Genomic DNA, 8718 nt, shown 5'->3' on the forward strand with positions numbered 1-8718 from the left:
GGCCGCAGACCAACGGCAAAGTCGAACGCTTCAACCGCACCCTGCTCGAGGAGTGGGCCTACCTAAGGCCCTACACCTCAAACAACGAGCGAACCCAAGCCCTGACAGACTTCCTCCACACCTACAACCACCACCGCTGCCACACCGCACTCGACGGACACCCGCCCATCAGCCGCGTCAACAACCCTGCGGGTCAATACACCTAGCGTGCTCAGTCACATGAGCATGGTCGTGGTGTGATCCAAGACAGCCGTCCGGTTCACGGCGGCGCTGCCCTGATGGGGCTCTTGCCACCCTGTACCGCGCGGACCCGTTCCTCACCGGGCTCTACATCGAGGCCTCGCGCGGCACCAGCCGCGTCATCATCCCGTCTTTGTCCAACCTCGCTGCCGAGCGTGGGGTTGCAGGCGCGGGCAAGCACGCGGCACTCACCGGGCCGCGCCCGGCGGTGCGGCGGAGCATACGCAAACGCCTTGTCGGAGCCTGGCGAAGCGCGTGTGGGGGTGTCGGCTGTCAGTCCTTGAGCTCGTATGTGCAGGGCTCGGCCGACTTGCCGCCCTGGTTGTCAGCGACCTGCTTGCCGTCGACCTTGATGGTGCAGGGGGCGGGCTTGAGCATTCCGTCCGGGCCCTTGATCGAGCCGGGCACCACCGACACCGTGACGCCGACTTTCAGCTCGGCGCCCTCCAGCTGCATGGACTCCGTCTTCGTCCACGGCAGCGTCACCTGATCGAAGTGGTTGGTGTTCCCGATCCACATGACCTGGGCCGCGCCCGTGCCGCCCACCCCGAAGACCACCTGATGGGGAACGCCCTTCTTCCCCGAGGACGAGCCCTTCGCGTCGCCGCTCGCCGAGGCGCTCGGTGAGGTCTCGCCCGCCTTGGCCGGGCCGGCGTCCTTCTTCTCGCTGCCGCACCCGGTCAGCAGCGCGGCCGCTGCGAGCAGGGTGAAGGTGAGGGTTGCTGTCCTGCACATGTGTGTACTTCCCCGTTGCTGAAGTGATCGGTACTCGTGCAGTAGGAGACCGTAGATCATGGCGCCGCGCGGAAGGACACCGCCCGAGGCGCAGCGGGCAATCCTCGTACCGGACTCTTCCGGTCGGGGCCCGGACAACCGCTCGGCTGTCGCGTGGTGTTGGGATACGACGAAGGGCCTGTTGCATGCCGGACCCTTCGATCAGCAGAGGGGTCAGGATTTGAACCTGTGACCTCTGGGTTATGAGCCCGTACCCACCAGCACCCTGAGTAGTGATCTTCGCGGGCGGGGCGGTGCGCGTACGGCCGTCAGCTCCGGGCGATGTTCTCGGCCTGGGGCCCTTCTGCCCCTGGGGCACGTCGAAGGTGACCGCGTCACCCTCCGCCAGCTCGCGGTAGCCGCTGCCGGCGATGTGGGAGTAATGGGCGAAGACGTCCGGGCCGCCGCCGTCCTGGGCGATGAAACCGAAGCTCATTTCCGAGTTGAACCACTTCACGGTGCCGCTGGCTGCGTGTGCGCTCGAAGCTCAGGAAGCCGGGGGATGGTGACCTACTCATCGACTGTGGCGACGACTTCGCGGACGGTCTCGGCGAAGGCGACCAGAACGGCGTCGGCGTCGCGTGGTACTGCCAACGAATTGGGCGGCCTGTGTCCGACCGGCTCGGGAAGGCGGTGAACGAGCCGCCCGGCGGCCGTGGTTGGAGTCCGGCCCATCTCGCGCACGACGCGCCGAGCGGCGAGGGGATCGGTAGCCTGGGGGCGTGTCCCATCGATTCTACGAGTACATCAGTGACACCAAGGTCGACATGCTGCTGTCGCAGGTGGACCCGGCCCTCCTTCACAAGCGCGCCGGCGAGGTGTCCTTCGACCTGAAGGTCGTCGGGGGCAGACGGAGCGTGGAGCGGGCCGGCCCCGACCGGTACGCCCGCCTGGAACGGGTGTTGGAGTACCTCGACGACCACGGGGACGTCGGCACGGTGGACGAGCCCGGGCAGTACTTCAGGGGCGTCCTGCCCATGGCGTGGGGGCCGATGCGCACCGAGGAGGGGTCCGACCTGCTGTACTTCGGCGGCCGCAGCGAGACGACGATCGTCGGGCTCGGCGGGTCGCTGCACCATCACATCGGCATGGGCGGGGCGGAGGACCGGGCGACGATGCGCTCCGCGATGCCGGTGCTGCTGCGCGGGCTCGGGGAGCGCGAGGGCGAGGTCCCGCAGGGCGATCCGGAGGCCCTCGGGCTCGTGCACCGGGCCAACGCCCGGCTCGGAGGCGTCCGGCAGAAGATGGAGTTCGTCGCCAAACGGCTGCTGCACGGGCCGAGCCCGTACCCGGAGATGGACGGTGGGCGCGCGTTGAGTGTGCTGCTGGGGACCCCGCTGTACGTGGCCCAGGCCGACTGACGCCATGCGGCAGTGGCGGCCCGGCGAGGTGGTTCTGGACCAGTACGAGGTGCTCGATGTCGTGCACGGCGGCGGAATGGGCCTGGTGCACCGGGTCCGCCACCGTGGCTGGCAAGTCGACCTGGCGGTCAAGACGCCCCGGCCGGCGCTCGTGGAACGCCTCGACGCGCGGGGCGGGTTCGAGGCCGAGGCCGAGACGTGGGTGGGCCTCGGACTGCACCCGCACACGGTGGGGTGCGTGTACGTCCGCAGGATCGACGAGGTGCCGCGGGTGTTCGCCGAGTGGGTCGACGGGGGCAGCGTCGCGGACGTCGTCGGGGACGGGCGGCTGTACGAGGGCGGCCGGGAGACGGCGCTCCGGCGCATCCTGGACGTGGCGGTGCAGATCGCCTGGGGGCTCGAGCACGCGCACGCCAACGGGCTGATCCACCAGGACGTCAAGCCGGCCAACGTGATGGTCGACCGTGCGTGGACGGCCAAGGTCACCGACTTCGGCCTCGCCAAGGCCCGTGTCGCGGGCGGCGAGAGGGCCGTCGCGCCGCCGGGCGTGAGCCTGGCGGCCAGCTACGGCGGGATGACGAGGGCGTACTGCTCCCCCGAGCAGGCGACGGCCGCCGCGGAGGCGGGCGGACGCCGGCTCACCCGCGCCACGGACGTGTGGTCGTGGGCGCTGACCGTGCTGGAGATGTTCAACGGCGGTATGCCGGGCGCGGGATACGGCCAGGCGGGCGCCGAGGCGCTGGCGGCCTTCCTCGACCGCGGGCCGGTGCGTCCCGGGCCGCCCCCGATGCCGCCGGCGGTCGCCGACCTGCTGCGCCGCTGTCTCACCCCCGATCCCGAGCGCCGGCCGCGCCGCATGGGCGCGCTCGCCGACGAACTGGCCGCCCTCCACGCCGAGGTCACCGGCGAGCCCTACGCCCGGCGGGCGCCCGTACCGGCCACGCTGCTCGCCGACGGCCTCTCCAACCAGGCGCTTTCCATGATCGACCTGGGGCGCGTGGCGCAGGCCGAGGAGCTGTGGGAGGCGGCGCTGCGGGCGGAGGCCCATCACGCGCCCTCCGTCTACAACCGAGGGCTGCACCGCTGGCGGGCCGGGCGGCTGACGGACACCCAGCTGGTGTCCGAGCTGGAGGCGGTCTGCGCGGACGAGGGCGGCGCCGGCATGGGCGAGTACCTGCTCGGGCTGGTCCACCTGGAGCGCGGCGCGCCGGCCGAGGCGATCGAGCGGCTCGGCGCGGTGGTCGCCCGCCGGCCGCTCGACGCGGATGCCGCCGCGGCCCTGGCCGCGGCCGAGCGCGAGCCCGGCGACCGCATCCCGGACCTGCTCGTCGGGCACACCGGACGGGTGCGGTCCGTGGCGCTGACGGGCTCCGGCCAGATCCTCTCCGGCGCGGGCGACAGCCGGGGCGACTACCGCAGCTCCCCTGACGGGACGGCCCGCCTCTGGGATCCGGCGACCGGGACGTGCAACGCGATCCTGCGCGTCGACGACCAGCTCGTCACCGCTGTCGCGGCCGGCGGCGATCTCGCCGCGACCATCCGGATGGACGGCACCGTCGTGGTCTGGGACCTCGCGACGGGCCGGGAGGTGGGCTTCCTCACCGACACCGGGGCCGGCTGGCAGGAATCGGTCGACATCGCCGGGGACCTCGTCGTCACCGGCGGCCCGGACGGACCCGTGCGGCTGTGGGAGGTGAGTACCGGCCGGTGCCTGAGGAGCTGGACCGTGCGCGAGGAGCGCTGGTCCTCGTGCACGGTCGGCCTCACCGCGGACGGGCGGTACGTGCTGCGCGCCGGTACCGGACGGCTGTGCGTCTGGGAGGTCTCCACGGGATCGCTGGTGCGGGACCTGGCGTCCGACGGCTCGGTCGCGCTGAGCGGCGACCGGACGCTGGCGCTGCAGTTCGACCTGCGGGCACGGGAGTTACGGGTGTGCGCGACCCTCACCGGGGCGGTCGTACGCACGGTGTCCTGCGACAGCGACTGGGGCTGGACGGCGCTGGACGACTCCGGTCGGGTCGCGCTCTCCACCGGGGTCATGCTGTCGAATGACAGACGGCTGCGGGTATGGGAGTTGGGCCCCGCCCTGCGCTGCGTGCGGACGCTGACCCTGTGGCGTGTCGGGGTGGACGCCACCGCGCTCACCGCCGACGGGACCATGGCCGCACTCGGTTGCAGTGACCGGCGTGTCCGGTGGTGGCGGCTGCCGCCGGGCCCGCGCGCGCCGTGGCACTACCAGCGGCCCCTCGGTCACGCGGACCTCGTGGACCACGCGAGCGCCGTGGGAGCCATGCTGGAGCGCGCCCGCGCGCTCGCCTCCGCGGGCCGGCCCGCGGAGGCGGCCGAGGTGCTTCGGGCCGCGCGCGAGCACCCCGGGCACCAGCACCGCCCCGAACTGATGGAGCTGCGCGGCGAGATCGGCCGGTTCGGGACGCGTACCACCCTGAGCGGCGCCTGGCAGCGAGCCACCCTCGCCGGCACGGTGCCGATCGCCCTGTCCGGCGACGGCGAGACCGCCGTCACCGCCGACCAGGACGCCAACGTGGTGGTCTGGGACGTGGGGAGTGGGCAGCGCAGACACACGCTCCCCGGCCACCGCGTGTTCGTCCGCTGTCTCGTTCTGTCGCCCGACGGCCGCTCGGTGATCGCCGGCGGGCCGGACGGGCGGCTGCTCGTGTGGGACGTACGATCCGGACGGCGCACGCACGAACTGGTCGGCCACAGCCACGATGTGCAGAAGATCGTGCTCGGCGCCGACGGGCGGATCGCCGTGACGGCAGGCGCCGAGGACGACGCGTACGTGTGGGACCTCGGCAGCGGGCGCCTGCTGCACCGGCTGCCGCACCGGTCCTGGCCGGACATCGCCGTCAGCCCAGACGGCGCGACCGCTGTGACCGGTGACAACCTGTACGCGGGGCCGGCCCTGCGGATCTGGGACCTGGGCACCGGCCGGCGCCGCAGGACGCGCAGAGTCCTCACCGGACTCCTCGCGATCTCCCCCGACGGACGTCATCTGATCTCGGCGGGTGAGCGGACCAGGGCCGTCGACGTACGCAGCCCCCGCAGCGGCCGGCGCCGGCGCACGCTGCGGGCCGGTGCCGCGGATCTGCGGGCGCTCGCGGTGAGCACCGACAGCAGGCTGGTGCTCGCGGGCGGCAGGGACGCCGCGGTCGGCGTCTGGGACCTGGGGAGCGGCAGGCAGGTGCACAGACTGACCGGGCACCAGGGCGCCGTCGAGTCGATCGCGGTGAGCCATGACGGGGTCTTCGCGGCGTCCGCCGGCGGGAAGGACATGACGGTGCGCGTGTGGGACCTGCGGACGGGCGTGTGTCTGCGCGTCCTGGAGGGCCACACCGGGGACGTGATGTCCGTGGTGCTGAGCGCGGACGGCCGCCGCGCGCTCTCGGGTGCGTGGGACGGGACCGTGAGGGTGTGGGAGCTGGACTGGGACTACGCGTTCCCGGACGACGACGGATGACCGCGCCGGTGACCCTGACCGTGCACGGCCCCGGGGGCACCCGGGAGTTCGGCTTCGCCGGCCGGGCGACCGTCCTGGTCGGTCGCGGCGAGGACTGCGACCTGCGGATCGACGTGCCCCAGGTCTCCCGACGGCACTGCGTGTTCGAGATCGACCCGCCGCAGGTGCGGGTGCGTGACCTGGGCAGCCGCAACGGCACCCGCGTCAACGGCGCGGCGGTGGTGGAGCTGGACCTGACGGCGGGTGACACGGTGCAGGTGGCGGACGCGGTCATCCGGGTGGGCGCGCCGTTCACGATCGTGCGCGCCCTGCTGGCCGCGGCCGACGCCGGCGAGCCCGATCTGTCGGCGCTGCACGGCTACCGCGTCCTGCGGGAGCTCGGTTCCGGCGCCCAGGGCGTGGTGTACCTCGCCGGCCACGGCGAGGACCTCGTGGCGTTGAAGGTGCTGCTGCCGGGGGTGGCCGTCGGCCCGGGGGCGCGCGAGGGGTTCCTGCGCGAGCTCGAGAGCATGCGCGCGCTGCGGCATCCCCACATCGTGGGGTTCCGCGGCGGCGGCGCCGTCGACGGCCGGCTCTACCTCACGTCCGAGTACTGCGCGGGCGGCAGCCTCGACCGGTTGGTGGCGCGGCGCGGCGGCCGTCTGGAGGTCGACGAGGCGGTGCCGATGGCCCTGCAGGCCCTGGCCGGGCTCGGCCATGCGCACACCGCGCCCGTGCCGGTCCGGCTGGCCGACGGCGCGGTCACCACCGCCAAGGGGCTGGTGCACCGGGACGTCAAGCCGCAGAACCTGCTGCTCGACGCGGCGGGGACGGTGAAGCTCGCGGACTTCGGCTTGGCCAAGGCGTTCGAGAAGGCGGGGCTGTCCGGTCACACACGGACGGGGTCGGTGGCCGGCTCGGTCGCGTTCATGGCCCGGCCGCAGTTGATCGACTACCGCAACGCACGCCCGGAGGTGGATGTGTGGGCGGTCGCCGCGTGCCTGTACTGGATGCTCACGGGCGCCACCCCCCGGGACTTCCCGCCGGGCGCCGACCCGGTGGCCGTCGTCCTGCGCGAACCGCCGGTGCCTATCCGGGACCGGCTTGCGACCGTGCCGCGCCGGCTCGCGGCCGTCCTCGACGCCGCGCTGGTCGACCGACCGGGCATCGAGATCACCTCGGCGGCGGAGCTGGCCACCGCGCTGGAAGAGGCGCTGTGAGGCACGCGGGGCAGTACGGCCGCCGACAGGCCTGCGGCGACACCGGCCGTCTCGTCGGGAGGCCGGGGTCGGTGCCCGGCCGCCCAGCCGCAGCGCCCTGGCGCCCCTGGCGCTACGTCTTGGCCTGTGCGTCGTCCGACTCCAGTGCCTTCTTCAGCCGGTCGAGGGTGGTGCGGATGTGGGTCTGACAACGCTGCGCCCGGTGCCAACGCGGGTCGCCATCGGCACGGGCTGGTCGTAAGCGGGGAACATGCTCGGTACGGCGGTCCGCCCCTGGCCGAGGCCGTGGCTCTCGACGGGCTGGGCGACTGCCCGGTTTGAGCCGGCGCGCCGGGGCCGCCGACACGCGCGGCCAGCAGGGCGCGTCCCCTCCGTGGACACGACGGGTTCGGGCGGACACGGGACCGGCGGCCCGGCGAAGCCGTCGTGCAGCTACTCCAGGCTCCATCCCCAGCCCGCGGCCGACAGTCCGGTCTGGGAAGGCAAGACAGCCGAGGGCCAGGCTCTATCAGGTGCACCGAGAAACGCCCCGTCCTTCGCCTCGGTCTGCTCCAACTCGCCTGCACCACCATGTGCTTGAGATGCCTCAGAACCTCATTCTGAAACGATCAGTTAGTCCTTCCTGGAGTCCGTCGTGGCCGCTTGCCCGCTGTGTTCGCATGCGAGTCCAGTCGTCTATGCGGAGCGTCGGTGCATCGAGCCGCGCCCGCACCCGCGACTCGGTCCCCGCTGGGCCGTCTCTTCCGGATCCTGTCTGCCGGGCGGAACGCGTGATCATTGGCGGGCCGGTTTGACTAGCCTGCGTCCATGGTCTTCCAACGTCTGCTGGGCAAGGGCGGCATACCGCTCGAAGTGAACACGATCCTCCAGTCCGAACCGGCCCGCCCCGGCGAGTTGCTCACCGGCGAAGTGGTGCTGCGCGCCCCGGACCGCGCCGTGAAGGTGAACGGCATCAATCTGACGCTTCTCTACAACCCGCCCCAGGTCCGCAAGGGCGGCGGCGAGGGCATGAAGGGCGACACGATCGACTACCTCTACGCGAAGGGCGGATACTTCACCCTCGCGGGGGGCGAGGAGCGCCGGGTGCCCTTCGAGCACCGGCTCCGGTGGGAGACCCCGGTGTCCGAGACCCGCGGCCGGAAGCTCGGCGGCACCGACCTGGGCCTGAGCACCGGCGTCAAGATCGAGGGGGCCGAGGCCCAGCGGGACTACGACCCGGTGCGCATCACCACGCTCCCCCTGCACGAGACGGTCCTGGACGCCTTCACCGCCGCCGGCTACGGCTGCGACCTCACCACGGTCAACAAGCCCGCCATCCCCGACGTCGAATGGCACCTCTCGCTCTGGCAGATCTTCCTGCTCGCCGGCCCGCGACCGCTGGAGTTGAGCTTCCACACCAACGCGGTCGGCAGCGAGATCTTCCTCCGCGAGGCCGATCGGCGCCACACCGCCTGGGAGGACAAGCCTCCGGCCCTGCGCTTCGTCGCTGCCCACCACGAGGCCGGACGCTTCGACTTCACCGAGGAAGTTCGGAGCTGGATCAGCCGTCTCGACGCCCTCGGCCAGGCACACGACTAGGACTTGTCCGGTCGATCACGTTCGGAGCCAGATGGTGAGGGCTGCGGCAGTTGCGGTGCCGAGGTAGACGTAACGGCGCTTGTCGTAG

6 protein-coding genes and 1 pseudogene are annotated in these 8718 nt (G+C 72.4%); 5 read left to right on the forward strand and 2 right to left on the reverse strand.

Annotated elements, in window-relative coordinates:
- Nucleotides 1-206: integrase core domain-containing protein (locus ACZ7J0_RS33540; protein WP_470893832.1), on the forward strand; the 206-nt coding region annotated here is incomplete at its 5' end.
- Nucleotides 207-513: 307 nt separating this feature from the next.
- Here ACZ7J0_RS33540 and ACZ7J0_RS33545 read toward each other — a convergent pair.
- On the reverse strand, nt 514-975 hold the full coding sequence (locus ACZ7J0_RS33545; RefSeq protein ID WP_470893841.1) for a hypothetical protein: 462 nt from the start codon (nt 973-975) through the stop codon (nt 514-516).
- A gap of 331 nt (nt 976-1306) precedes the next feature.
- A pseudogene (locus tag ACZ7J0_RS33550) lies at nt 1307-1450 on the reverse strand (cold-shock protein); the annotation flags it as partial.
- A 286-nt stretch (nt 1451-1736) separates the two neighbouring features.
- Here ACZ7J0_RS33550 and ACZ7J0_RS33555 point away from each other — a divergent pair.
- The 4 genes from ACZ7J0_RS33555 (at nt 1737) to ACZ7J0_RS33570 (ending at nt 8630) form a co-directional block, all read left to right on the forward strand.
- On the forward strand, nt 1737-2375 hold the full coding sequence (locus ACZ7J0_RS33555) for a DUF7019 family protein (protein ID WP_470893834.1): 639 nt from the start codon (nt 1737-1739) through the stop codon (nt 2373-2375).
- A gap of 4 nt (nt 2376-2379) precedes the next feature.
- Nucleotides 2380-5853 carry a WD40 repeat domain-containing serine/threonine protein kinase gene (locus ACZ7J0_RS33560; protein ID WP_470893835.1) on the forward strand — a complete coding sequence of 1158 codons (3474 nt, stop codon included), beginning with the start codon at nt 2380-2382 and terminating at the stop codon, nt 5851-5853.
- A complete protein-coding gene (locus tag ACZ7J0_RS33565; RefSeq protein ID WP_470893837.1) occupies nt 5850-7052 on the forward strand; it encodes a protein kinase domain-containing protein in 1203 nt (400 codons plus the stop codon). The genes ACZ7J0_RS33560 and ACZ7J0_RS33565 overlap by 4 nt, the downstream gene beginning before the upstream one ends.
- Nucleotides 7053-7859: 807 nt before the next feature.
- Nucleotides 7860-8630 carry a sporulation protein gene (locus tag ACZ7J0_RS33570; protein WP_470893839.1) on the forward strand — a complete coding sequence of 257 codons (771 nt, stop codon included), beginning with the start codon at nt 7860-7862 and terminating at the stop codon, nt 8628-8630.
- Nucleotides 8631-8718 lie beyond the last annotated feature (88 nt).

Source organism: Streptomyces sp. NPDC038280 (assembly GCF_055600045.1).

Excerpts from the sequence above, each read along its gene's own strand:
- ACZ7J0_RS33545 (WP_470893841.1), bottom strand. The coding sequence starts at position 975 with ATGTGCAGGACAGCAACCCTCACCTTCACCCTGCTCGCAGCGGCCGCG.
- ACZ7J0_RS33560 (WP_470893835.1), top strand. The coding sequence starts at position 2,380 with ATGCGGCAGTGGCGGCCCGGCGAGGTGGTTCTGGACCAGTACGAGGTG.
- ACZ7J0_RS33565 (WP_470893837.1), top strand. The coding sequence starts at position 5,850 with ATGACCGCGCCGGTGACCCTGACCGTGCACGGCCCCGGGGGCACCCGG.
- ACZ7J0_RS33570 (WP_470893839.1), top strand. The coding sequence starts at position 7,860 with ATGGTCTTCCAACGTCTGCTGGGCAAGGGCGGCATACCGCTCGAAGTG.